General features: G+C 62.4%; 18 protein-coding genes. 6 read left to right on the top strand and 12 right to left on the bottom strand.

The window, feature by feature from the left end:
• The first annotated feature begins 117 nt into the window (after nucleotides 1-117).
• A complete protein-coding gene (estP, locus tag QYE47_RS23850; RefSeq protein WP_070383381.1) occupies nucleotides 118-2,007 on the top strand; it encodes an esterase EstP in 1,890 nt (629 codons plus the stop codon).
• A 133-nt stretch (nucleotides 2,008-2,140) separates the two neighbouring features.
• Here estP and trpE read toward each other — a convergent pair whose 3' ends face one another.
• From trpE to QYE47_RS23805, 9 genes are all read right to left on the bottom strand, one after another.
• A complete protein-coding gene (gene trpE, locus QYE47_RS23845) occupies nucleotides 2,141-3,622 on the bottom strand; it encodes an anthranilate synthase component I (RefSeq protein ID WP_014589456.1) in 1,482 nt (493 codons plus the stop codon).
• 69 nt (nucleotides 3,623-3,691) lie between these two features.
• A complete protein-coding gene (locus QYE47_RS23840; RefSeq protein ID WP_070383380.1) occupies nucleotides 3,692-4,510 on the bottom strand; it encodes a phosphoglycolate phosphatase in 819 nt (272 codons plus the stop codon).
• A complete protein-coding gene (gene rpe / locus QYE47_RS23835) occupies nucleotides 4,507-5,181 on the bottom strand; it encodes a ribulose-phosphate 3-epimerase (protein WP_003255539.1) in 675 nt (224 codons plus the stop codon). The genes QYE47_RS23840 and rpe overlap by 4 nt, the downstream gene beginning before the upstream one ends.
• A 151-nt stretch (nucleotides 5,182-5,332) precedes the next feature.
• On the bottom strand, nucleotides 5,333-6,160 hold the full coding sequence (locus QYE47_RS23830) for an ABC transporter permease (protein ID WP_014589454.1): 828 nt from the start codon (nucleotides 6,158-6,160) through the stop codon (nucleotides 5,333-5,335).
• Between the two features lie 10 nt (nucleotides 6,161-6,170).
• The gene (locus QYE47_RS23825; RefSeq protein ID WP_014589453.1) at nucleotides 6,171-7,418 is read right to left on the bottom strand and encodes an ABC transporter permease; all 1,248 of its coding nucleotides are present in this window, start codon (nucleotides 7,416-7,418) and stop codon (nucleotides 6,171-6,173) included.
• 60 nt (nucleotides 7,419-7,478) lie between these two features.
• A complete protein-coding gene (locus QYE47_RS23820; RefSeq protein ID WP_014589452.1) occupies nucleotides 7,479-8,513 on the bottom strand; it encodes an ABC transporter substrate-binding protein in 1,035 nt (344 codons plus the stop codon).
• 40 nt (nucleotides 8,514-8,553) lie between these two features.
• Nucleotides 8,554-9,678 carry an ABC transporter ATP-binding protein gene (locus QYE47_RS23815; RefSeq protein ID WP_003255547.1) on the bottom strand — a complete coding sequence of 375 codons (1,125 nt, stop codon included), beginning with the start codon at nucleotides 9,676-9,678 and terminating at the stop codon, nucleotides 8,554-8,556.
• A 295-nt stretch (nucleotides 9,679-9,973) separates the two neighbouring features.
• Complete coding sequence (locus tag QYE47_RS23810) at nucleotides 9,974-10,606, bottom strand: response regulator transcription factor (protein ID WP_172830947.1); 633 nt, start codon at nucleotides 10,604-10,606, stop codon at nucleotides 9,974-9,976.
• Between the two features lie 7 nt (nucleotides 10,607-10,613).
• Complete coding sequence (locus QYE47_RS23805) at nucleotides 10,614-13,001, bottom strand: transporter substrate-binding domain-containing protein (protein WP_070383379.1); 2,388 nt, start codon at nucleotides 12,999-13,001, stop codon at nucleotides 10,614-10,616.
• Nucleotides 13,002-13,096: 95 nt separating this feature from the next.
• Here QYE47_RS23805 and QYE47_RS23800 point away from each other — a divergent pair, with 95 nt between their 5' ends.
• Nucleotides 13,097-14,095 carry an alpha/beta hydrolase family protein gene (locus QYE47_RS23800; protein WP_070383378.1) on the top strand — a complete coding sequence of 333 codons (999 nt, stop codon included), beginning with the start codon at nucleotides 13,097-13,099 and terminating at the stop codon, nucleotides 14,093-14,095.
• Between the two features lie 26 nt (nucleotides 14,096-14,121).
• Here the strand turns inward: QYE47_RS23800 and QYE47_RS23795 are convergent, their stop codons facing one another.
• From QYE47_RS23795 to QYE47_RS23785, 3 genes are read right to left on the bottom strand one after another with little or no spacing between them, the layout of a single operon-like run.
• Nucleotides 14,122-14,889: a TerB family tellurite resistance protein gene (locus QYE47_RS23795; protein WP_010951746.1), complete on the bottom strand. Its 768-nt coding sequence runs from the start codon at nucleotides 14,887-14,889 to the stop codon at nucleotides 14,122-14,124.
• A gap of 1 nt (nucleotide 14,890) precedes the next feature.
• Nucleotides 14,891-15,562, bottom strand: coding sequence for an N-acetylmuramate alpha-1-phosphate uridylyltransferase MurU (murU, locus tag QYE47_RS23790; RefSeq protein ID WP_070383377.1), 672 nt, complete (start codon nucleotides 15,560-15,562; stop codon nucleotides 14,891-14,893).
• A complete protein-coding gene (locus QYE47_RS23785; RefSeq protein WP_014589448.1) occupies nucleotides 15,559-16,578 on the bottom strand; it encodes a phosphotransferase in 1,020 nt (339 codons plus the stop codon). Before QYE47_RS23785 ends, murU begins: the two co-directional genes overlap by 4 nt.
• Before the next feature lie 130 nt (nucleotides 16,579-16,708).
• On the opposite strand from QYE47_RS23785, the gene QYE47_RS23780 reads away from it, so the two are divergent.
• From QYE47_RS23780 to rsmA, 4 genes are read left to right on the top strand one after another with little or no spacing between them, the layout of a single operon-like run.
• Nucleotides 16,709-19,516, top strand: a complete 2,808-nt coding sequence (locus tag QYE47_RS23780) for an LPS-assembly protein LptD (RefSeq protein WP_014589447.1) — start codon at nucleotides 16,709-16,711, stop codon at nucleotides 19,514-19,516.
• Nucleotides 19,491-20,816, top strand: coding sequence for a peptidylprolyl isomerase SurA (surA, locus tag QYE47_RS23775; protein WP_019439097.1), 1,326 nt, complete (start codon nucleotides 19,491-19,493; stop codon nucleotides 20,814-20,816). The genes QYE47_RS23780 and surA overlap by 26 nt, the downstream gene beginning before the upstream one ends.
• On the top strand, nucleotides 20,813-21,802 hold the full coding sequence (gene pdxA / locus QYE47_RS23770) for a 4-hydroxythreonine-4-phosphate dehydrogenase PdxA (RefSeq protein WP_301159285.1): 990 nt from the start codon (nucleotides 20,813-20,815) through the stop codon (nucleotides 21,800-21,802). The genes surA and pdxA overlap by 4 nt, the downstream gene beginning before the upstream one ends.
• Complete coding sequence (rsmA, locus tag QYE47_RS23765) at nucleotides 21,799-22,602, top strand: 16S rRNA (adenine(1518)-N(6)/adenine(1519)-N(6))-dimethyltransferase RsmA (protein ID WP_070383376.1); 804 nt, start codon at nucleotides 21,799-21,801, stop codon at nucleotides 22,600-22,602. The genes pdxA and rsmA overlap by 4 nt, the downstream gene beginning before the upstream one ends.
• Nucleotides 22,603-22,713 lie beyond the last annotated feature (111 nt).

The raw sequence follows: 22,713 nt of genomic DNA, 5'->3' as shown, positions 1-22,713 counted from the left end.
GACGGGCGCAATATGCCTGTAAACACGGGGAAACGAATGGACTTGGGAGCGAAGCACTACGATTTGCTAAGGTCGATGGGGTTGTCCTGATAAAAACAAAGAAAAGGATGTTCCCTGATGCGAAAAGCCCCGTTATTGCGCTTTACCCTCGCTTCACTGGCCTTGGCCTGTAGCCAGGCGTTGGCCGGCCCTTCGCCCTATTCAACCCTGATCGTGTTTGGCGACAGCCTCGCCGATGCAGGGCAGTTTCCCGACCTGAGCGGCGGTACCCCAGGCGCGCGTTTCACCAACCGCGATGCCGACGGCAACTTCGCTCCGGTGTCACCGATGATCCTCGGTGGCCGCCTGGGCGTCGCGCCTGGCGACCTGAACCCGTCGACATCCATAGGCATCCAGCCCGATGGTAATAACTGGGCAGTTGGCGGGTACACCACCCAACAGATCCTGGACTCGATCACGACAACGTCCGAGACCGTCATCCCACCAGGAAACCCCAATGCCGGGTTGGTGCTGCGCGAGCGCCCCGGCTACCTGGCCAACGGCCTGCGCGCCGACCCAAATGCCTTGTATTACCTGACAGGTGGCGGTAACGACTTCCTGCTGGGCCTGGTGAATAGCCCGGCCGACGCCGTAGCCGCCGGCGCCCGCCTGGCTGCCAGCGCCCAAGCCCTTCAGCAAGGAGGCGCGCGCTACATCATGGTCTGGCTGCTACCTGACCTCGGCCAAACGCCCAATTTCAGCGGCACGCCACAGCAAAACCCACTGTCACTGCTCTCCGCTGCGTTCAACCAGTCACTGATCAGCCAGCTAGGGCAGATCGATGCCCAGATCATTCCACTGAACATCCCTGTGCTGTTGAGCGAGGCGCTGTCCAGCCCCAGTCAGTTCGGCCTGGCCAGCGACCAGAACCTGGTCGGTACCTGCTACAGCGGTGATAGCTGCGTGGAAAACCCGGTGTACGGTATCAACGGCACAACGCCAGACCCGACCAAACTGCTGTTCAACGACTCGGTCCACCCGACCATCACGGGTCAGCAGCTGATTGCCGATTACGCCTACTCGATCCTCGCAGCCCCCTGGGAACTGACCCTGCTACCGGAAATGGCCCACGCCAGCCTGCGGGCTCATCAGGATGAGTTGCGCAATCAGTGGCAGACGCCTTGGCAAGCCGTTGGCCAATGGCAAGCCTTTGTCGCCAGTGGCGCTCATGACCTGGACTTCGACGGCCAGCGCAGCGCGGCCAGCGGTGACGGCCGCGGCTACAACCTGACCGTGGGCGGCAGCTATCGCCTGAACGACGCCTGGCGCCTGGGCCTGGCCGGCGGTGCGTACCGGCAGAAGCTGGAAGCTGGCGAACAGGATTCGGACTACAAGCTGAACAGCTATATGGCCAGCGCCTTCGCCCAATACCGTCAGGACCGCTGGTGGGCCGACGCGGCGCTGACCGCCGGGCACCTGGACTACAGCGACCTCAAGCGTACCTTCGCCCTGGGCGTGAATGACCGCAGTGAAAAAGGCGACACCGACGGCGAGGCCTGGGCAATGTCCGGGCGGCTGGGCTACAACCTGGCGGCCGACACCAGCAACTGGCAGTTAGCACCTTTCATCAGTGCCGACTATGCGCGGGTGAAGGTGGATGGCTACGACGAGAAGAGCGGGCGCTCGACGGCGCTTGGCTTCGATGACCAGGAGCGCACGTCACGTCGCCTGGGCGTGGGGTTGTTGGGCAGTGTGCAGGTACAGCCAAATACCCGGCTTTTTGCCGAGGTGGCGCAGGAGCATGAGTTTGAGGACGACGAGCAGGATGTGACGATGCACCTGACCAGCTTGCCGGCGAATGATTTCACCCTGACCGGGTATACGCCGCACAGCGACCTGACCCGGGCGAGCCTGGGTGTGAGCCATGAACTGGTGGCAGGGGTGCATTTGCGCGGGAACTACAATTGGCGCAAGAGTGATGAGTTGACGCAGCAGGGCGTTAGCGTGGGGGTTAGTGTGGACTTCTAAATTGCCGGGGGCCGCTTTGCGGCCCATTCGCGGGTAAACCCGCTCCTACGACGGCCCCGTATGCCTGAGACTTGCGCAACACTTGTAGGAGCGGGTTTACCCGCGAATGGGCTGCGCAGCAGCCCCAATCAATTTATCTGGCGGAAGTCTGCTCGGCCAACGCCACCGCACGGAACATCGCCCGGCGCTTGTTGATGGTTTCTTCCCATTCCAGCGCCGGCACCGAGTCGGCAACGATGCCGCCACCGGCCTGCACATGCAGCTCGCCATCCTTGATCACTGCAGTACGAATGGCAATTGCGGTATCCATGTTGCCGTTCCAGGCAAAATAGCCGACGGCACCGCCGTAAACCCCACGCTTGACCGGCTCCAGCTCGTCGATAATCTCCATCGCCCGGATCTTGGGCGCACCCGACAAGGTACCAGCCGGCAGAATCGCCCGCAGTGCATCCATCGCCGTCAGGCCTTCACGCAGCTGGCCGGTAACGTTGGAAACAATATGCATCACGTTGGAGTAACGCTCGATCACCATCTTCTCGGTCAGGCGCACACTGCCGGTCGAAGACACACGACCGACATCGTTGCGACCCAGATCGATCAGCATCAGGTGCTCGGCAATTTCCTTGTCGTCCGACAGCAGGTCGTCCTCCAGCGCACGATCGGCCTCTTCGGTCGCACCACGCGGGCGGGTACCGGCAATCGGGCGTACGGTGACCAGGTTGTCCTCGACACGTACCAACACTTCGGGCGAGCTGCCGACCACATGGAAGTCACCGAAGTTGAAGAAGTACATGTACGGCGTCGGGTTGAAGCAGCGTAGCGCGCGATACAGGTCGATAGGCGCAGCCTTGAAGTCGATCGACATGCGCTGCGACGGCACCACCTGCATACAGTCCCCGGCCAGGATATATTCCTTGATACGACCGACGGCGTTTTCGTAATCCTCGCGGGTGTAGCTGGAGCGGAACGCCGGTTCGGCCGCCTGCGGCCCGCTCAGGTCCAGGCCGCGGCGCGGGGTGATTGGCTGGCGCAAGGTTTCCAGCAAGCCTTGCAGGCGTGCCTGGCCCTGTTCGAAGGCCTGATCTTCAGCTGGGTCGACCAACACGATGGCGTGCATCTTGCCCGCCAGGTTGTCGAACACCACCACCGCGTCGGACACCATCAGCAGGATATCCGGTACGCCCAGCGGGTCTGGGTTGGGGCTGGCCCCCAGGCGCTTTTCAACATAACGCACGCAGTCGTAGCCAAAGTAGCCGACCAGGCCGCCATTGAAACGCGGCAGGCCGGGGATATCGGCAACTTTGTAGCGGTCCTTGAAGGTTTCAACGAATGCCAGCGGGTCTTCGACCTCGCAGCTTTCCACCTCGACCCCATCGTGCAGGATGCTGACATGGTAGCCATGCACACGCATCACGGTGCGCGATGGCAAGCCGATCATCGAGTAACGGCCCCACTTCTCCCCGCCCTGCACCGATTCGAGCAGGTACGAGTTGGGCTGGTCAGCCAGTTTCAGGTAGATCGACAGCGGCGTGTCGAAGTCGGCCAAGGTTTCACAGGCCAAGGGAATACGGTTGTAGCCGGCAGCGGCCAGGCGCAGGAATTCTTCGCGGTTCATGAGTAGTCTCGTGGCAAGCAGCAATAGGTCAGGCAAACGGACGGGCCGGCACACGCCGGCAGGCTGAAGTCAGGCGCGCCAACGCCAACGGGCCAAGGCCTTGATGACTTTCATCCAGAATTTGCCAGTAACCGCCACGGTGGACTCTCTGTCTTGTGAGGCTTGAAGGTCCGCCAACGTTATCCCAGTGGCCGGGTCTGCGCAACCGGGCAGCAATGCGCGCAGGTCGTCGATTACCAGGCTGGGGGATTCGTCGTCGATCGGCCGGCCATGGTTATAGCCGTAGGTCAGGCCCACGCATTGCACGCCAGCCGCCTTCGCCGCCTGCACGTCACTGCGCGAATCACCGACAAACAGGGACTGCTGCGGGGTAACACCGGCCATCTGCATGACGAACAGCAACGCCGCCGGGTCGGGCTTTTTTTGCGGCAGGGTGTCGCCACCAATGATCCAGCGGAAGAAATTACCGATCTTCATCTGGTCCAGCAGCGGGCCAACAAAGCGCTCAGGCTTATTGGTAATCAGCGCCATCTCCACGCCCTGCTTGCGCAGCCAGCGCAGGGTGTCGCGCACGCCGGGGTAGACCACGGTAAGTTCATGGCTTTCGGCATAAGCGTCCATGAACAGCGCCAACGCCTGATCTGCCAGCGCATCGTCCACGTCGGCATGGTCGATGCCGCCCGCCAACGCGCGGCGCACCAGCACCTGGGCGCCATTGCCAACCCAGTGGCGCACGGCCTCAAGGCCAGCAGGCGGGCGCCCCAGTTCGAGCAGCATGCGGTCCACAGCGGCGGCCAGGTCAGGCACGGAATCGATCAGGGTACCGTCCAGATCGAACATCACCAGCCTTGGCAGCGTTCCGGGGAACAGCTGCTCGAAGCCACTCATGGGCGGGCCAGGGCCAGTTCGGCGCGCATCTTGGCGATCACTTCCTGGTAGTCCGGGGCGTTGAAGATCGCCGAGCCGGCCACGAAGGTGTCGGCGCCAGCGGCAGCGATCTCGCGGATGTTGTTGACGTTCACGCCACCATCGATCTCCAGACGGATATCACGGCCACTGGCGTCGATCAGCGCACGCGCTTCGCGCAGTTTGTCGAGGGTGCCGGGGATGAACTTCTGCCCGCCGAAGCCTGGGTTGACGCTCATCAGCAGCACCATGTCGATCTTGTCCATCACATACTTCAGGGCGTCCAGGCTGGTGGCCGGGTTGAACACCAGGCCGGCCTTGCAACCACCATCCTTGATCAGCTGAAGCGAACGGTCGATGTGCTGCGTGGCTTCAGGGTGGAAGGTGATGTAGGTGGCACCCGCTTCGATAAAGTCACCAATGATGCGGTCAACCGGGCTGACCATCAGGTGCACGTCGATCGGCGCAGTAACGCCGTACTTGCGCAGAGCGGTGCAAACCATCGGACCGATGGTCAGGTTGGGGACATAGTGATTGTCCATGACATCGAAGTGGACGATGTCTGCACCCGCAGCCAATACCTTGTCGACGTCCTCACCCAGGCGGGCAAAATCGGCAGAGAGAATGGAGGGGGCAATAGCGTAGGGCTGCATGGCGCACCTGTTGGCAGAGTCACGGTGGCGCGCATTGTAACTCAGGGAAAGCGATGAAGGCTGATTGGTATCAATTGCTGTCGACCAGCGCAACCTGTGCGGGCCTCTTCGCAGCTTTAGCCGCGAATAGGCCCGCACAGGCAACCCCTCATCAGGCCGGCTGCTGGGTCCTCAGCTTCTCACTACGCCCACGCAACCATTCCAGGGTCAACAGCAACACCACCGAGAACGCAATCAACAAGGTCGCCGCCGCGGCAATGGTCGGGCTCAGGTTCTCGCGAATACCGCTGAACATCTGCCGCGGCAGGGTTGCCTGCTCCGGCCCTGCGAGGAACAGCGTCACCACCACCTCGTCAAACGAGGTGGCAAAGGCAAACAGGGCTCCCGAGATGACGCCGGGTGCGATCAGCGGCAGGGTTACCCGGCGGAAAGCCAGCAGAGGCGAAGCTCCCAGACTGGCCGCCGCACGCACCAGATTGTAGTTGAACCCCTGCAGCGTCGCCGACACGGTAATGATGACGAACGGCACACCCAGTACCGCATGCACCAGAATCAGCGAGGTGAAACTGTTGCCCATGCCCAGAGGGGCGAAGAACAGGTAACTGGCCACCCCGATGATCACTACCGGCACCACCATGGGCGATATCACCAGCGCCATCACCAGCGACTTGCCGGGGAAATCGCCACGGGTCAGGCCGATGGCCGCCAAAGTGCCGAACACCATGGCCAGCACCGTGGCCGCTGGGGCAACGATGATGCTGTTTTTCAACGCCCGCATCCATTCGGCCGAGCCGAAGAAGTCCTGATACCACTGCAGCGAGAAGCCCTGCAGCGGGTACACCAGGAAGCTGCCACTGTTGAACGACAGCGGCACGATCACCAGCACTGGCAAGATCAGGAACAGCAGGATCAAGCCACAGAGAATGCGCAGGCTGTAGAACCAGACCCGTTCCACGGGCGACATGTATGGGCTCAGCATGACAGGCTCCTCAGCTCAGGCGCAGACGACTGGCACCGACCAGCCAGCTATAGATCAGGTACAACAGCACGGTCGCCAGCAGCAACAGCCCGCCCAGTGCGGTGGCCATGCCCCAGTTGATGCTGGTGTTGGTGTAGAAGGCGACAAAGTAGCTGACCATCTGGTCGTTGGGGCTACCCAGCAGCGCCGGGGTGATGTAGTAACCGATGGCCAGGATGAACACCAGCAGGCAACCGGCGCCAACACCGGCGTAAGTCTGCGGGAAGTACACCCGCCAGAAACTGGCGAACGGGTGGCAGCCCAACGAGATCGCCGCGCGCATGTAGCTCGGGGAAATACCCTTCATCACGCTGTACAGCGGCAGGATCATGAACGGCAGCAGGATGTGCACCATCGAGATGTAGACGCCTGTGCGGTTGAACACCAGCTCCAGCGGCTGGTCGATGATGCCCATGGCCATCAGCGCGCTGTTGATCAGCCCGCCCGACTGCAGCAGCACGATCCAGGCCGCCACCCGCACCAGGATCGATGTCCAGAAAGGCAACAGCACCAGAATCATCAGCAGGTTGCTCTGCCGGGTCGGCAGGTTGGCCAACAAGTAGGCCAGTGGGTAGGCCAGTACCAGGCAGATAGTGGTAATCACCACCCCCATCCACAGGGTACGGACAAAAATGTCCAGGTAAATGGCCTGGTCCGGGGTGGCCTTGGCCAGCTCACCAAGGTCATCGATGCGATGGTCCACCGAGGCCAGCAGGTAGAAAGAAGTCACCGAACTGGTATTGCGGCGTATCGCCTGCCAATAAGCCGGGTCGCCCCAACGCTCGTCGACAGCCTGCAATGCCTCTTTATAAGAGGCAGGCTCAGCCTTGAAGGGCAGTGCACGGGCAGTCTTGGTCAACAAGCTGCGGTAACCGGCCAGTTCCATGTTCAAGCGTTTGGAAAGGTCACCAAGGGTCTGGTTCTTGCGCGACTCGGCCAAATCCTGGCTCAGCGCCTTGTAAACGTCCTCGCCTGGCAGGCTCTTGCCATCCCACTGGCTGATGACTTCCACCGTACGCGGCAGGCCGGCGACTACTTCAGGGTTGCCGACGCTCTTGTACAGCAGCGCCGCAATCGGCACCAGGAACACCAGCAGAAGAAACAGCGCCAGCGGCGCGATCAACGCCTGCGCCTTCCAGCGGTTGACCCGCTCGGCGTGTTTGAGGCGCTGCTTGAGACTTGGACCTGCGCCTTCGTTGAGGGGCACTGCAATGGCCATGGCGAACTCCGCAATACAGGCTGAATTGGGGGCCGCTTTACGGCCCCACACACTGGACGTTTACTTCTTCGCCGCCCAGGCGTTGAAGCGTTGCTCCAGCTGCTCGCTGTTGTCGGCCCAGAACGTCACGTCGATCTGCACCTGGTTGGCAATGTTCTCAGGCGTGGTCGGCATGTCTTTCTTCACTTCGTCCGACAGCAGGCTCACGGCCTTGGAGTTGGCCGGGCCATAGGCGATGTTTTCGGAGTAGATCTTCTGCTGCTCGGGCTTGACGCTGTAGGCGATGAACTTCTTCGCCTCTTCGACGTTTTTGGCGCCTTTAGGAATTGCCCATGCATCGAAGTCGTAGATGCCGCCGTTCCACACCACCTTGAGGTTGCTCTCTTTCTGCACAGCGGCAATACGGCCGTTGTAGGCAGAGCTCATGACCACGTCGCCAGAGGCCAGGAACTGCGGTGGCTGTGCACCCGCTTCCCACCACTGGATGCTGGGCTTGAGTTCGTCGAGTTTCTTGAAGGCGCGGTCCTGGCCTTCCTTGGTTGCCAGCACTTTGTAGACGTCCTTTGGCGCAACACCGTCGGCCATCAGTGCAAATTCCATCGTGTACTTGGCGCCCTTGCGCAGGCCGCGCTTGCCCGGGAACTGCTTGGTGTCCCAGAAATCGGCCCAGCTGGTGGGGGCGGTCTTGAGCTTGTCGGCGTTGTAGGCCATGACCGTGGACCAGACGAAGAAGCCCACACCGCAAGGCTGAATGGCACCCGGCACGTAGTCGTCCTTGTTGCCGAACAGGGCCGGGTCGAGCTCTTCGAACATGCCTTCGTCGCAACCGCGCGCCAGCTCCGGCGACTCAACCTCTACCAGGTTCCACGACACACTCTTGGTGTCGACCATTGCCTTGACCTTGGCCATTTCGCCGTTGTACTCACCCGCGACAATCTTGCCATTACCCGCTTTTTCCCAGGGTTCGTAGAACGCTTTGACCTGGGCAGCCTTGTTGGCGCCGCCGAACGAGATCACGGTGAGGTCTGCGGCCATGGCCTGGCCAGCGGTGAACAGCCCCAAAGCCAGGGCGGTCAGTTTCAACTGCTTGCGCATTATTATTCTCTCCACAGTACAGGGTTGGTGAAGCAATCCATCAATGGGCTTCGGCAATCGGATCGAGCGCGCGGGCGTGCTCCACCTCCCAGCCCAGCGGTACCACATCGCCCACGGCCAACGCCGGGTCGAGCTCGGCAATAGGCTGCTTCACGAAGAAGTCGCCTTTGCCGCAAACCTCCAGACGCACCCGCACGTGGTCGCCCAGGTAAATGAATTCGGCCACCCGGCCAGAGAACCGGTTCACGCAGCTTTCACTGTGGCCGTTCAGACGCACGCGCTCCGGGCGTATCGACAGGGTCACCGGCTCGCCGGCCTGGCCGACATTCACCGCCAGCGCCTCGACCCGCTCGCCGCGAGGCAACTGCACCTGGCAACGTTTACCATCGCTGGCCAGCAGGGTGCCGCTGATGCGGTTGTTCTCGCCGATGAAGTTGGCGACGAAGGTGTTGCAGGGCTCTTCGTACAGCGTGCGCGGGTCGGCGATCTGCTGGATTTCGCCCTGGTGGAACACCGCCACGCGGTCGGACATGGTCAGCGCTTCGCCCTGGTCGTGGGTCACGTACACCACGGTCACACCAAGACGCTGGTGAATGTGCTTGATCTCCATCTGCATGTGTTCGCGCAGCTGCTTGTCCAGCGCGCCAAGTGGCTCGTCCATCAGCACCAGCTGAGGCTCGAACACCAATGCCCGGGCCAGCGCCACCCGCTGCTGCTGGCCACCGGACAACTGGCCGGGGTAGCGTTTGGCGAAAGCGTCGAGCTGCACCATGTTCAGCACACGTTTGACCCGCTCGCTGATGTCGGTCTTGCTCAGGTTGCGCACGGTCAGCGGAAAGGCCAGGTTCTCGGCCACTGTCATGTGCGGAAACAGCGCGTAGTTCTGGAACACCATGCCGATATCACGCTTGTGCGGCGGCACGTTGTTGATCGAGCGCCCGCCAAGCTGAATTTCACCGGCGGTGGGCGTTTCGAAGCCCGCCAGCATCATCAGGCTGGTGGTCTTGCCCGAGCCGGACGGGCCAAGCAGGGTGAGGAACTCGCCCTTGCGGATATCCAGATTGAGGTCTTTGACGATCAGCGACTCGCCGTCGTAGCTCTTCTGCACACCACGGAAGCTGACCAGCGTTTCGCCGGTTGCAGCGTTCGACTTCGCCTCGCTCATGCCTGCACCTTCTTGTTGGATGACTGCGTAGGCAAAAGAGTAGAAGAGACGCAAGCGCCCGAAAATCGGGGGTACTGAGAGAATGCCATCATCCGGATGGAAGATTTGTTGTAAGGATCGCCCTACAAGGATGGCGGGATTGGAATGCCCTTGCGAGCCAACCACGAAACCTGTGGGAGCGGGCATGCCCGCGAAGAGGCCGGTGCAACCATGGAAATCAACCGGAAAGGCCCTTTCGCGGGCACGCCCGCTCCCACAAGGGCCTCGGCAGGTTCACCGATTGCGTATGTCGCAATCAGATCAGCTTGTGCTCCATGGCGTACTTCACCAGCTCCGCCAGCGAGTTCACTTTCAGCTTCTGCATCAGGCGCGCCTTGTGGGTGCTGATGGTCTTGCTCGACAGCGCCAACTGCTGGGCGATGTCGTTGACGTTGGCGCCCTGGGCCAGGCGCTCGAACACCGAAAACTCCCGCTCCGAGAGCAGTGTGTGCAACGGCCGGGATTCGGTGAGGCCTACTTCGAACACCATGCGGTCGGCCAGCGACGGGTCGATATAACGCCCGCCACCTGCCACCCGACGAATAGCTGTCAACAACAGCGCCGGGTCACTGTCTTTGGTGGCATAGCCCGCCGCACCGGCCTTCAGCGCCCGCGCCGCCATCTGTGCCTCATCGTGCATCGACAACATCAGGATCGCTGGAGCATCGTGCAACGCACGGATACGCGGGATTGCCTCCAGGCCGTTCACACCCGGCATCGAGATGTCCAGCAGTACCACCTCGCACGGTGTGTGGCGCAGGGTTTCGAGCAACTGCTCGCCATTACCGGCCTCCCCCGCCACTTGCATGTCCTTGGCCAGGCCAATCAACTGCTTGATGCCTTCACGGACAATGGTGTGGTCTTCGGCCACCAGTACTCGAATCACGATTGCTCTCCTACTCCAACGGAATGGCCACGCTCAGGCTGGTGCCTTCGCCCGGCTCGCTTTCCAGCGTCATGCTCCCCCCCAGCATCAGCACCCGCTCGCGCACACCCACCAGGCCAAACGAGGTGGGCCGGGTCTGCTCGCGGCAAAAGCCTTGGCCATCATCACTGACCGTCATGCGCAACTGTCCGCCCTCACGTACCAGCTCAATCTCTACGCTGTGCGCCTGGGCGTGACGCATCACATTGGTCAGCGCCTCCTGGAGGATACGAAACAGCCCGGTGGCCTTGGCATCACTCAATGCTGGCAGATTATCGGGTACTTGCACCAGACAGGGGATTTGCGTACGTGCCTCGAAACGCCGCGCCTGCCATTCGATGGCCGAGGCAATGCCGGCATCAAGGATCGGCGGACGCAAGGCAGTGGCGACATCGCGCACCAACTGGAACAACTGGGCGATCAGGCGCTTCATGCTTGCCAGGCGATCATTCAGGCCAGGGTCCAGCTCGGCATAGGCCAGCTCGCACATCGACACTTCCAGCTTGAGCACGGTCAGCATCTGCCCCAGTTCATCATGCACTTCCCGGGCGATACGGGCTTTTTCCTCTTCACGCACGCTCTCCAGGTGGGCCGAGAGTTCGCGCAACTGCTCCTGGGACTTCGCCAGCGCCAGCTCGGCCCGCTTGCCCTGTGTGATGTCCCAGACTACACCGTCCCACACCACCTGGCCGTTGCCCAGATGCCGGGCGCTGGCCTTGATATCGGCCCAGCGCTGTTCGCCCTGCCGGGTGAGGATGCGCCCCTGCCAGGACCAGTCCTGGTCGCTGGCCAGGGCCAGGTCCTGCACCCTGTGATAATCAGCACGGTCCTCTGGGTGCACCAGGTTGCGCAGGCCCATCTGCGGGTGCTGGATCTCGCTGGGTGCATAACCTACCAAAGCCTCGCTACCCTCACTGATATAGGGGAACTCCAGATCGCCCTCGGCCGGGTCACGTTCCAGGCGAAACACCAACCCTGGTACGTTGCCAGCAATGCCCTTGAGCCGCGCCTCGCTTTCGCGAAGGGCCGCCAGGGCACGGTGGCGTTCGGTGACATCGGCGAGGTAGACCACCAGATATTCGGAATCACGAAAGCGCAGAAAGCTCAGCGACAGCTCCACGGGTAGCAAGCTTTGATCAGCCCGCCGGCATTGCGTCTCAAACTGACCGACACCCCCCGCCCCTGTCCGCGCCCCCTTCCACAGCTCCAGCCAACGGTCCATGTTCAGGCTCGGCTCGAAGTCGCTCAGCGGCCGCTCCAGCAACGCCCCTTCGCTGTAGCCCAACATGCGCTCGGCGGCATGGTTGGCGTAACGCACATGGCTGTCCCAGTTGACCCAGAGGATACCCACGGTGCTCTGATCGATGGCGAACTGGCTCAGGCGCAACGCCTCTTCGCGCACCTGGCGCTCAACAAGGCTTTCTCGCGCGGCCAGCAGGCTGCGCTCCAACTGGCGCTGCTGACGGCGTTGCCACACCAGCGTGGCCAAGGCACACAACAGCAACAGACCGAACAGCAAGGCCATGTTCTGCCAGAAGCCTGGCGACTCGCTCAGGCGCGGGTATTTCGGCTGCAACCAGCGCTGATGCAGTTGCTCCAGCTCCTTGGCCGGCACGGCCTGCAAGCCACGTTCAAGTACATCGGCCAGCAGCGGCCAGTCGCGCCGCGAACCGATACGCAACAGTTGCGGCAGGCCAATATCGCCGACCACCGCCAGCTCACCGAACTCGCTCTCGCGCGACAGGCGGCTGAGCTGCGCTTCATCCAGCACGGCGAAACTGGCCTGGCCACCTACCACCAGTTGCAAGGCCTCACGATCGTCGGGCACCCCCTGCAGGTTGAGGTTGCCGTAGTTGCTGCGCAGGTAATCCGCCAGCGGGCTGGGCATGCGCACCGCCACGCGTTGCTCGGCTTCGAGCTTTTCCAGCTCCACGGCCATGGCCCCGGTGCGCGGCCCCACCACCAGCTGTGGCACGCGCATGTACGGGTCGCTGAATAGCCACAGGCGCAGGCTGGCCGGCGTCTGGGTAAGGCCAGGGGCGAAGTCGATTTCGCCGCTCTGCAGGGCATGTTCCAAACTGGCCTGGTCACTGAAGTTACGCCAGGTGAGGTCCAGCCGCAGCGTCTGCGCCAGGCTGTTCACCAGCTCCACATTGGCTCCATACAGTTGCTGCAGACGCCGGTCGAACTGGGCGTAGGGTGCCTGCAACACCAGGCCGACACGCAGGCTACGGTGGGTGTCCAGCCACTGCTGCTGGTCAGGCTCCAGCACCACAGTTGGCAGCGCCTCGGGCTTGGCCCAGGCAATCAAGGGCAGCCACAAGCAGCCGATAACCAACAGGCGACGCACTCGCTTCATCTATACGCTCGACTTGGCAAAGACGGCCATGCAGCATGGCCGTCACGGGCAAATACTATTAGGCTGCCGGTTTCATTCTGGCCTTGGGTTGACTCATGTCCACACTTTATCGCACGACGCTGGCAATGTGCTGCCTGGCCTCGGTCCTTCCACTAGGCGCCCTGGCCGCCGATGCCGAAAAACCACCTGCAAATACCATGGCACCTGCTGCCGAGGCACCACGCCCACCCTTGCTGGAACGCAGCCAGGAGGATGCACTGGCGCTGGAACGGCTGCTGCCCAAGGCTGAGCAGCAGACCCTGCAGGCCGGTGCCGACAGCTTCCTGGCCCTGTGGAAGCCGGCCAACGACAACGATCCGCAAGGGGCGGTGATCATTGTCCCTGGTGCAGGCGAAACGGCCGACTGGCCAAATGCAGTCGGCCCACTGCGGCAAAAATTCCCTGATATCGGCTGGCACAGCCTGAGCGTCAGCCTGCCCGACCTGCTCGCAGACAGCCCGCAAGCGCGGGTCGAAGCCACACCACCGGCAGCGCCTGCGCCAGACAAAGGCGAAAGCGCACCGGTCAAGGACGTTCCGGCCGATGCCAACGCCAACGTGGCCCAAGCCACCGCAGCCGATGCCGACACAGCAGAAAGTACCGATGCCGAACAAGCCAGCGAGCAGGCCGACCCGGCAGATGCCGAACGCATCTTCGCCCGCCTGGATGCCGCCGTGGCGTTCGCCCAGCAACACAATGCCCGCAACATCGTACTGATCGGCCATGGTAGCGGTGCATATTGGGCGGCGCGCTACCTGAGCGAGAAGCAGCCACCACAGGTACAAAAACTGGTGATGGTCGCTGCGCAGACCCCTGCACGGGTTGAGCAGGACCTGGAAAGCCTGGCCCCAACCTTGAAGGTACCCACGGCCGATATCTACTACGCCACCCGCAGCGCTGACCGCAACGCAGCCCAGCAACGGCTGCAGGCCAGCAAGCGGCAGAAGGATAGCCAGTACCGACAATTGTCATTGATTGCCATGCCAGCAAACAAAGCGGCGGAACAAGAGCAATTGTTCCGCCGGGTGCGGGGATGGATGAGCCCTCAGGGCTGATTCGTCTTGATCCTTGTGGCGGGGCGTCAAAGGCCGCGCCGCTTGCGGATCATGGCATAGGCCTGGTGCAACTCACGGGTACGCGCGGTTGCTTCACGCACCTGCGCCTCGCTGGCACCGGTACCTGCCAGCTTGTCCGGGTGATGCCGGCTGACAAGCCGACGATACGCCTGTTTGACCTTATCGGTGTCGGTGTCTGCGTCCACCGCCAGCAAGCGCAACGCTGCCGCGTAGGTCATGGGCACGCTTTCTGCCCCCGTGGCCTTGCGCGGCTCGTACTCCAGGGACATGGCCTGCACCTGGCGTCGACTCATGCCCAGCTTCTGCCCCCAGTCCAGCAGCAACTCACGCTCCTTGTTGCCCATCTTGCCGTCAGCCCAGACCATGCGCCAACAGGCCCGCAAAGTACCTTCCGCCGCGTGGGGCTGCTGACTGATGCGCCGCAGGTGCCCGCCAAGCCGGTCCTTGCCCGCCTTGCCACGGTTGAACGCATTGATGGCGCGCAACCGGGCTGCCTCGGCCAGGTCCAGGCGCACCATCTCCTGACGCGCCTGCTGGATATGCTGCTCGGCTACCCGGCCATCGCACTTGGCCAGGCGCCCGAGCATCACGAACAACAACTCGTCGTCGCGTAATGCGGGGCGCCCACCCAGGCGTTCGCGCATGTCTTCCCAGCCTTGCAAGCGCAGCCGGCGGTCAATGGCCTGCCCAAGCAACGCACCGAGCAAGGCACCCGGTATGCTCGCAACGGCAAAGCCGGCACCCACACCTATCACCGTGCCTGGCCACCACATGTCAGGCGCGCTCGCCAATCAGAGACTCAGCCTCGGCCAGGCGTTCAAGCGTGCCAACATCCACCCAGTGCCCACGGTAGTGTTCGCCAGATACCTTGCCGGCCGCCATCGCCTGGCGCAGCAACGGTGCCAGTTTGAAGGCACCCGCCTGGCAACCTTCGAACAGCGCCGGGTGCAGCACGGAAATGCCGCTGAAGGTCAGCGTGCCGGGCGCGTCATCGCCGTCAACGACCTGCTCGCCCACCAGGCGGAAGTCACCGCGGCCGTGATGGTCAGGGTTGTCGACCAGTACCAGGTGAGCCAGGCCTTGCAGGGGAGCCTGCAAACGCGCGAAGTCGTAGTCGGTCCACACATCGCCATTCACCAGCAGGAACGGCGCATCACCCAACAAAGGCAGGGCCTTGAAGATGCCGCCACCGGTTTCCAGCGGTTCACCTTCAGGTGAATAGCGGATGCTCAGGCCGAAGCGGCTACCGTCGCCCAAATGGTCTTCGATCTGCTGGCCAAGCCAGGCATGGTTGATCACCACTTCGGTCACGCCCGCTGCCGCCAGGCCGCGCAGGTGGTACTCGATCAGCGGCTGGCCGGCGACCGGGACCAACGGTTTTGGGGTGTGCAGGGTCAGCGGGCGCATGCGCTCGCCCTTCCCCGCAGCCAGGATCATGGCCTTCATGCACGCGCTCCGGCCTGCAACTCGGCAATCAGCTCACCCAGCTCCGCCAATTCGGGCCGGCGACCGATCACTTCATTTATATAGGCGAAGAAACGCGGCACGTCGCCCAGGTAACGCGGCTTACCGTCGCGGTGGCAGATACGGGCGAAGATGCCGATCACCTTCAGGTGCCGCTGCACGCCCATCAGGTCACTGGCGCGGTGGAAGGCTTCGAACTCGGCGTGCACCGGGATCCCGGCCGCCTGCGCCTGCTGCCAGTAGTCGCTCAGCCAACCTTCGACCCGCGCCTGCGGCCAGCTGACAAAGGCGTCCTTGAACAGGCAGGTAATGTCGTAGGTGACCGGGCCGTATACCGCATCCTGAAAGTCCAGCACACCAGGGTTGGGGGTGCTCTGCATCAGGTTGCGCGGCATGTAGTCACGGTGTACCAGCACCTTGGGTTGCGCCAGGGCGCTGTCGATCAGCAACTGGCTGACGCGCTGCCAGGTGGCCTTCTGTGCATCGGTGAGGCTCAGGCCCAGCTCACGCCCCACGTACCATTCGGGGAACAGTTCCACTTCACGGCGAAGCAGGGCGTCGTCGTAGCTGGGCAGCGGCGCGTCCATCGGCAAACGCTGGAACTTCAGAAGGGCATCGATGGCGTCGGCGAACAGGCCATCGGCGTTGTCGGCATTGATGATGTCAAGGTATGTCTGAGTGCCCAGATCCCCAAGCAGCAAAAAGCCACGTTCCAGGTCCTGGGCGTGGATCAGCGGCACATGTACGTCAGCGCTGGCCAGCAGGTGGTCGATGGCGACGAACGGTCGGCAGTTCTCCTGCGGGGGGGGCGCATCCATGATCACGAAACTGTGGCCAGCGCCCTGCCAGCGGAAATAGCGGCGGAAGCTGGCGTCGCTGCTGGCAGCGGTCAAGCTGCCTGCAGGCACCTCGCCCCAGGCGTTGTCACGGAAAAGATCATTGAGCTGCTCATCGAGCCAGACCGTCAGTTGTTGCAGGCGTACATCGTGTTCAGGCATTGCAAGGGTCTCCGACGGCCCTAGCCGTCAAGCGGGTCATGCTTTATTATCCAGCATCTTTTTCAGACCATCGAGAGGCGTGCGGCCCCACACGCGGGCAGATGGCACGCAGGAAGCCCGGACTAATAAGATGGCATTGAAATCCCCCGCGTTTCGTAGAAAGTTTCCGTTGCTGGTAACCGGCGGTCTGCTGGCCCTGCAACCTCTGGCCACCTCATACGTAGTGGCAGCCGAACAGTTCGACTGCCAAGTGTCCGCCGCCGGTGGTTGGGACTGCAAGCCCAAAACCCCAGTCAACAACTTGCCACCGCGCCCGGTGCACGAAGGTGCAGCCGTCAGCTCCGGTACCGAAGCGGCGGGCGAAGCCGAAACTGCGGACCGGCCCATGCTGGTTACCGAGGCCAAGGGCCGTGGTCTGAAGTCGCGCAGCGAAGACTACAGCCACCTGGACTGGGTTCCGCGTGAAAAGCTCACCGCCGCGCAACTGGCTGAAACCGGCCCGTACTGCGGTGGCGCGTATATCGAGCCAACCCGCCCGGGCATGGCCGACACCACGCCGAAGGACGAGTCGCCAACCTACATCAATGCCAAGGTATCCAAGTACCAGCAGGAGCAGCAGATCGCTACCCTCGCCGGTGACGTGGTGATGCGCCAGGGCAGCATGCAGGCCGAAGCCGACGAGGCCAACCTCTACCAGGCCGAAAACCGTGGCGAGCTCAAGGGCAACGTCAAGATCCGTGACAACGGTTCGCTGGTGGTCGGTGACGAGGCCCAGATCCAGCTCGACACTGGCGAAGCCCAGGTCGACAACGCCGAATACGTGATGCACAAGTCGCACATCCGCGGCAGTGCCCTGTACGCCAAGCGTGGCGAAAACGCCATCATCCGCCTCAAGGACGGTACGTACACCACCTGCGAACCGGGCAGCAACGCCTGGCAGCTGAAGGGCAACAACATCACCCTGAACCCGGCCACCGGTTTCGGTACTGCGACCAACGTTACGCTTCGGGTCAAGGATTTCCCGGTGTTCTATACACCGTACATCTACTTCCCGATTGACGACCGTCGCCAGTCCGGCTTCCTGCCGCCGTCGTTCAGCACCAGCAGCGACACCGGCTTCATGCTGGTCACGCCGTACTATTTCAACCTGGCGCCCAACTACGACGCCACGTTGTACCCGCGTTACATGGCCAAGCGCGGCCTGCTGATGGAAGGCGAGTTCCGCTACCTGACACCTTCCAGCGAAGGGCAGTTCGGCGGCGCCTACCTGAACGACAAGAACGACGACCGCAAAGATCAGACGGATTACAAAGATCAGCGCTGGATGGTCAACTGGCAGCACAAGGGTGGCCTGGACGAACGCCTGATGACCGAGGTGGACTACACCGACATCAGCGACCCGTTCTACTTCCAGGACCTGGAGTCCGACCAGATTGGCGTGGAAAGCCGCGACCTGCTGAACCAGCAGGGTGCGTTGACCTACCGAGGCGACAGCTACACCGCGCGGTTGAATGTGCATGCCTACGAGATGGCGACCATCTCGCAGATCACGCCGTATGATCGCCTGCCGCAGCTGACCCTGAACGGTACGCTGCCGTTCCAGCCTGGCGGTTTGAACCTTGGGTACGAGACTGAAGCTGTTCGTTTTGATCGTGATCTGAAGGACGATTTCGTTCTGGACGAAGATGGCAATCCAGACGCCAGCGCCGGCGTACCCGGTCGTCGTCTTGACGAAAACATCTTCGGTGTAGCGCGTGCCAACGGTACCCGCCTGAACGTCGCCCCGTCCATCAGCCTGCCGATGGAGGCCAGCTACGGCTACATCACGCCGAAGCTGAAGTACATGTATACCCATTACGACCTTGACCTGGATAGCAAGGGCAAGAGCGACATTGCTGGCGCGAACGCAGACACACTGGACGTGTTCGGCGACTACAAAAGCAACCTGAACCGCGATATCCCGATTTTCAGCGTCGACAGCGGCCTGTATTTCGATCGCAACACCTCGTTGTTCGGCACCAACTACCGCCAGACCCTCGAACCGCGCATGTTCTACCTCTATGTCCCGTACAAGGACCAGATGGACATCCCGCTGTTCGACACGGGTGAAACCCTGTTCAGCTACGACTCGCTGTTCCGTGACAACCGTTTCAGTGGTACCGACCGCATCGGCGACGAGAACAAGCTGTCGCTGGGCGTGACCACCCGCTGGATCGAGGAGAACGGCTTCGAGCGTCAGAACTTCAGCATCGGCCAGGCCTACTACTTCAAGGACCGCAAGGTCCAGCTGCCAGGCATCGACTACCGCACCCGCAAGGACGCGCAGTCCGATGTATCGCCATACGCCCTGGTGTACAACTACTACTTCAACCGCGACTGGCGCTTCAATTCGGACTTCAACTGGGACCCGGACAGCCGCAGCACCCGCTCGGGCAGCGCGATGTTCCACTACCAGCCTGAAGACAACCCGAACAAGATCGTCAACCTCGGTTATCGCTACCGTAACGACACCATTGCCTACGACTCGACCACGGGTACCTGGAAAGTGGGCGGCGGTGACTATGGCACCCCGGGCGATCCGAACTACATCAAGGATTACTACAAGATCCAGCAGCACGACTTCTCGGTCATCTGGCCGATCGTGCCGCAGTGGAACGTAATCGCTCGCTGGCAGCATGACTACAACCGCAACCGCACCCTGGAAGCCATGGGTGGTTTCGAATACGACAACTGCTGCTGGAAGCTGCGCCTGATCAACCGTTACTGGATCGACTACGACGATTTCAGCCAGGCCCTTCCACAGAACGAAAAAGGCGACCACGGTGTCTTCCTTCAGATCGTCCTGAAAGGCCTCGGCGGCGTAGTTGGCAACAAGGTCGAGTCTTTCCTCGACCAAGGCATTCAAGGTTACCGTGAACGTGAAGACCAAGCTTATTGATCGTCTGCGCCCAGTGTTGCTGGGCGTCGCTTTGCTGAGTGGCGCGGTGCATGCCGCGGTGCAACCTCTTGATCGCGTGGTGGCTATCGTCGACAACGACGTGGTCATGCAAAGCCAGCTGGACCAGCGTGTCCATGAAGTCCAGCAAACCATCGCCAAGCGCGGCGGCGGCGTGCCGCCGACCAGCGCCCTGGAACAGCAGGTCCTGGAACGCCTGATCGTCGAGAACCTGCAACTGCAGATCGGCGAGCGCTCTGGCATCCGCATCACCGACGAAGAGCTGAACCAGGCCATTGGCACCATTGCCCAGCGCAATGGCATGTCGCTGGACCAGTTCCGCGCGGCGCTGGCCCGTGACGGCCTGTCGTTCGAGGACGCTCGCGAGCAGGTCAAGCGCGAGATGATCATCAGCCGCGTGCGCCAACGTCGCGTTGCCGAACGCATTCAGGTGTCCGAGCAGGAAGTGAAGAACTTCCTGGCCTCAGACCTGGGCAAGATGCAGATGTCGGAAGAGTACCGCCTGGCCAACATCCTCATCCCGACTCCGGAAGCCGCCAACTCGGACGATATCCAGAAGGCTGCGCGCAAGGTCGGTGACGTGTACCAGCAACTGCGCCAGGGTGCTGACTTCGGCCAGATGGCGATTGCCAACTCGGCCAGCGAAAACGCCCTGGAAGGCGGCGAGATGGGCTGGCGTAAAGCCGGTCAGCTGCCACCCGACTTCGCCAAGATGCTCAGCAGCATGCCGGTGGGCGAAATTACCCAGCCTATTCGCATCCCCAACGGCTTCATCATCCTCAAGCTCGAGGAGAAGCGCGGCGGCAGCGAGAACGTGCTGCGTGACGAAGTGCATGTACGCCACATCCTGATCAAGCCAAGCGAGATCCGCAGCGAGGCGGCCACCCAGCAACTGGCCGAGCGCCTGTACGATCGGATCAAGAACGGCGAAGACTTCGGCGAACTGGCCAAGAGCTTCTCGGAAGACCCGGGGTCGGCACTCAACGGCGGCGACCTCAACTGGGTCGACCCGAACAGCCTGGTACCGGAGTTCCGTGAACAGATGGCCAATGCCCAGCAAGGCGTAGTGACCAAACCGTTCAAGACCCAGTACGGCTGGCACGTTCTGGAAGTGCTGGGCCGCCGCGCCACCGATAGCACCGAGCAGGCTCGCGAACAGCAGGCCCTGGGCGTACTGCGCAACCGCAAGTACGACGAAGAGCTGCAAACCTGGCTGCGCCAGATCCGCGACGAAGCCTACGTTGAAATCAAGCTGCCTGGCGCTGACCAGGCCGCCCAGTGAAGCCCCTGCGCTTCGCCGTCACCCCCGGCGAGCCGGCCGGCATAGGCCCCGACCTGTGCCTGCTGCTCGCCGCAGACGCCCAGCCCCACCCCCTGATCGCCATCACCAGCCGTGACCTGCTCGCCGAGCGGGCCACGCAGCTGGAGCTGGCCGTCAGCCTGCTGCCGGTAGCCCCGGGCCAATGGCCTGACCTCCCGGCACCTGCAGGTAGCCTGTACGTCTGGGATACCCCCTTGGCGGCCCCGGTGGTGCCAGGCCAGCTCGACAAGGCCAACGCAGCGTTCGTGCTGGAAACCCTGACCCGCGCTGGCCAAGGTTGCCTGGACGGCCACTTCGCCGGGATGATCACGGCCCCGGTGCACAAGGGTGTGATCAACGAAAGCGGTATCGCCTTTTCCGGGCATACCGAATTCCTTGCCGAACTGACCCGCACTGCACAAGTGGTAATGATGCTGGCCACCCGCGGCCTGCGCGTGGCCCTGGTGACCACGCACCTGCCACTGCGTGATGTCGCCGACGCTATTACTGCAGAGCGCGTCGAACGTGTAACCCGTATCCTGCATGCCGACATGCGCGACAAGTTTGGCATTGCCAACCCGCGTATCCTCGTGTGCGGCCTCAACCCGCACGCGGGCGAGGGCGGCCACCTGGGCCGCGAAGAAATCGACATCATCGAGCCGACCCTGGCCCGCCTGCGCACCGAAGGCATGGACCTGCGCGGGCCGCTGCCGGCCGATACCCTGTTTACCCCCAAATATCTGGAGCACTGCGATGCGGTGCTGGCGATGTACCACGACCAGGGCCTTCCCGTACTCAAGTACAAAGGCTTCGGCGCTGCAGTGAACGTGACCCTGGGCCTGCCAATCATCCGCACGTCGGTTGACCACGGCACCGCCCTGGACCTGGCCGGCACTGGCAAAGTCGACACCGGCAGCCTGCGCGTCGCACTGGAAACCGCCTACCAGATGGCCGAGAACCGACCATGAACGAGCAATACCAACACCGGGCGCGCAAGCGCTTCGGCCAGAACTTCCTGCACGACGCCGGTATCATCGACCGCATCCTGCGTGCCATCAACGCAAAGGCCGGCGAACACCTGCTGGAGATCGGCCCGGGCCAGGGCGCCCTGACCGAAGGCCTGCTGGGCAGTGGCGCACAGCTGGACGTGGTGGAACTGGACAAAGACCTGGTGCCGATCCTGCAGCACAAGTTCGCCGATCGCAGCAACTTCCGCCTGCATCAGGGCGACGCCCTGAAGTTCGACTTCAACCAGCTGGGCGTGCCGCCGCGCAGCCTCAAGGTGGTTGGCAACCTGCCCTACAACATCTCCACCCCGCTGATCTTCCACCTGCTCAGCCACGCCGGGCTGATCCGCGACATGCATTTCATGCTGCAGAAGGAAGTGGTCGAGCGCATGGCCGCCGGCCCTGGCGGCGGTGACTGGGGACGCTTGTCGATCATGGTGCAGTACCACTGCCGCGTGGAGCACCTGTTCAATGTAGGCCCTGGAGCCTTCAACCCACCCCCGAAAGTGGATTCGGCGATCGTCCGCCTGGTGCCGCACGAAGTGCTGCCGTTCCCGGCCAAGGACCACCTGCTGCTGGAGCGTGTCGTTCGCGAAGCGTTCAACCAGCGCCGCAAGACCCTGCGCAACACCATGAAAGGCCTGCTGGACAGCGCCGCCATCGAGGCTGCTGGCGTTGATGGCAGCCTGCGCCCTGAACAGCTCGACCTGGCAGCCTTCGTGCGCCTGGCTGACCAACTGGCTGATCAGCAAAAAGCCTGATTTAGCCCGTTCCGGCCTCTTCGCGGGCCACAAGGGATCGCACAACCCTCAAATCCTGTGCGACCCCTTGTAGGAGCGGGTTTACCCGCGAAGAGGCCGGTACAGGTAACA

The sequence above is a fragment of the Pseudomonas sp. 2,4-D genome (genome assembly GCF_030418155.1).
Lineage (GTDB): Bacteria > Pseudomonadota > Gammaproteobacteria > Pseudomonadales > Pseudomonadaceae > Aquipseudomonas > Aquipseudomonas alloputida.
Note: the sequence above shows the minus strand (reverse complement) of the source record. Positions and strands in the feature narration are given on the sequence as shown.

What these genes read in the sequence shown, in the direction of transcription:
- murU (WP_070383377.1), bottom strand. Translation starts at nt 15,562, where the DNA reads ATGAAGGCCATGATCCTGGCTGCGGGGAAGGGCGAGCGCATGCGCCCG.
- rpe (WP_003255539.1), bottom strand. Translation starts at nt 5,181, where the DNA reads ATGCAGCCCTACGCTATTGCCCCCTCCATTCTCTCTGCCGATTTTGCC.
- QYE47_RS23800 (WP_070383378.1), top strand. Translation starts at nt 13,097, where the DNA reads ATGTCCACACTTTATCGCACGACGCTGGCAATGTGCTGCCTGGCCTCG.
- QYE47_RS23815 (WP_003255547.1), bottom strand. Translation starts at nt 9,678, where the DNA reads ATGAGCGAGGCGAAGTCGAACGCTGCAACCGGCGAAACGCTGGTCAGC.
- trpE (WP_014589456.1), bottom strand. Translation starts at nt 3,622, where the DNA reads ATGAACCGCGAAGAATTCCTGCGCCTGGCCGCTGCCGGCTACAACCGT.
- QYE47_RS23840 (WP_070383380.1), bottom strand. Translation starts at nt 4,510, where the DNA reads ATGAGTGGCTTCGAGCAGCTGTTCCCCGGAACGCTGCCAAGGCTGGTG.
- QYE47_RS23785 (WP_014589448.1), bottom strand. Translation starts at nt 16,578, where the DNA reads ATGCCTGAACACGATGTACGCCTGCAACAACTGACGGTCTGGCTCGAT.
- rsmA (WP_070383376.1), top strand. Translation starts at nt 21,799, where the DNA reads ATGAACGAGCAATACCAACACCGGGCGCGCAAGCGCTTCGGCCAGAAC.
- QYE47_RS23780 (WP_014589447.1), top strand. Translation starts at nt 16,709, where the DNA reads ATGGCATTGAAATCCCCCGCGTTTCGTAGAAAGTTTCCGTTGCTGGTA.
- QYE47_RS23825 (WP_014589453.1), bottom strand. Translation starts at nt 7,418, where the DNA reads ATGGCCATTGCAGTGCCCCTCAACGAAGGCGCAGGTCCAAGTCTCAAG.
- QYE47_RS23820 (WP_014589452.1), bottom strand. Translation starts at nt 8,513, where the DNA reads ATGCGCAAGCAGTTGAAACTGACCGCCCTGGCTTTGGGGCTGTTCACC.
- QYE47_RS23830 (WP_014589454.1), bottom strand. Translation starts at nt 6,160, where the DNA reads ATGCTGAGCCCATACATGTCGCCCGTGGAACGGGTCTGGTTCTACAGC.
- estP (WP_070383381.1), top strand. Translation starts at nt 118, where the DNA reads ATGCGAAAAGCCCCGTTATTGCGCTTTACCCTCGCTTCACTGGCCTTG.
- QYE47_RS23795 (WP_010951746.1), bottom strand. Translation starts at nt 14,889, where the DNA reads ATGTGGTGGCCAGGCACGGTGATAGGTGTGGGTGCCGGCTTTGCCGTT.
- QYE47_RS23805 (WP_070383379.1), bottom strand. Translation starts at nt 13,001, where the DNA reads ATGAAGCGAGTGCGTCGCCTGTTGGTTATCGGCTGCTTGTGGCTGCCC.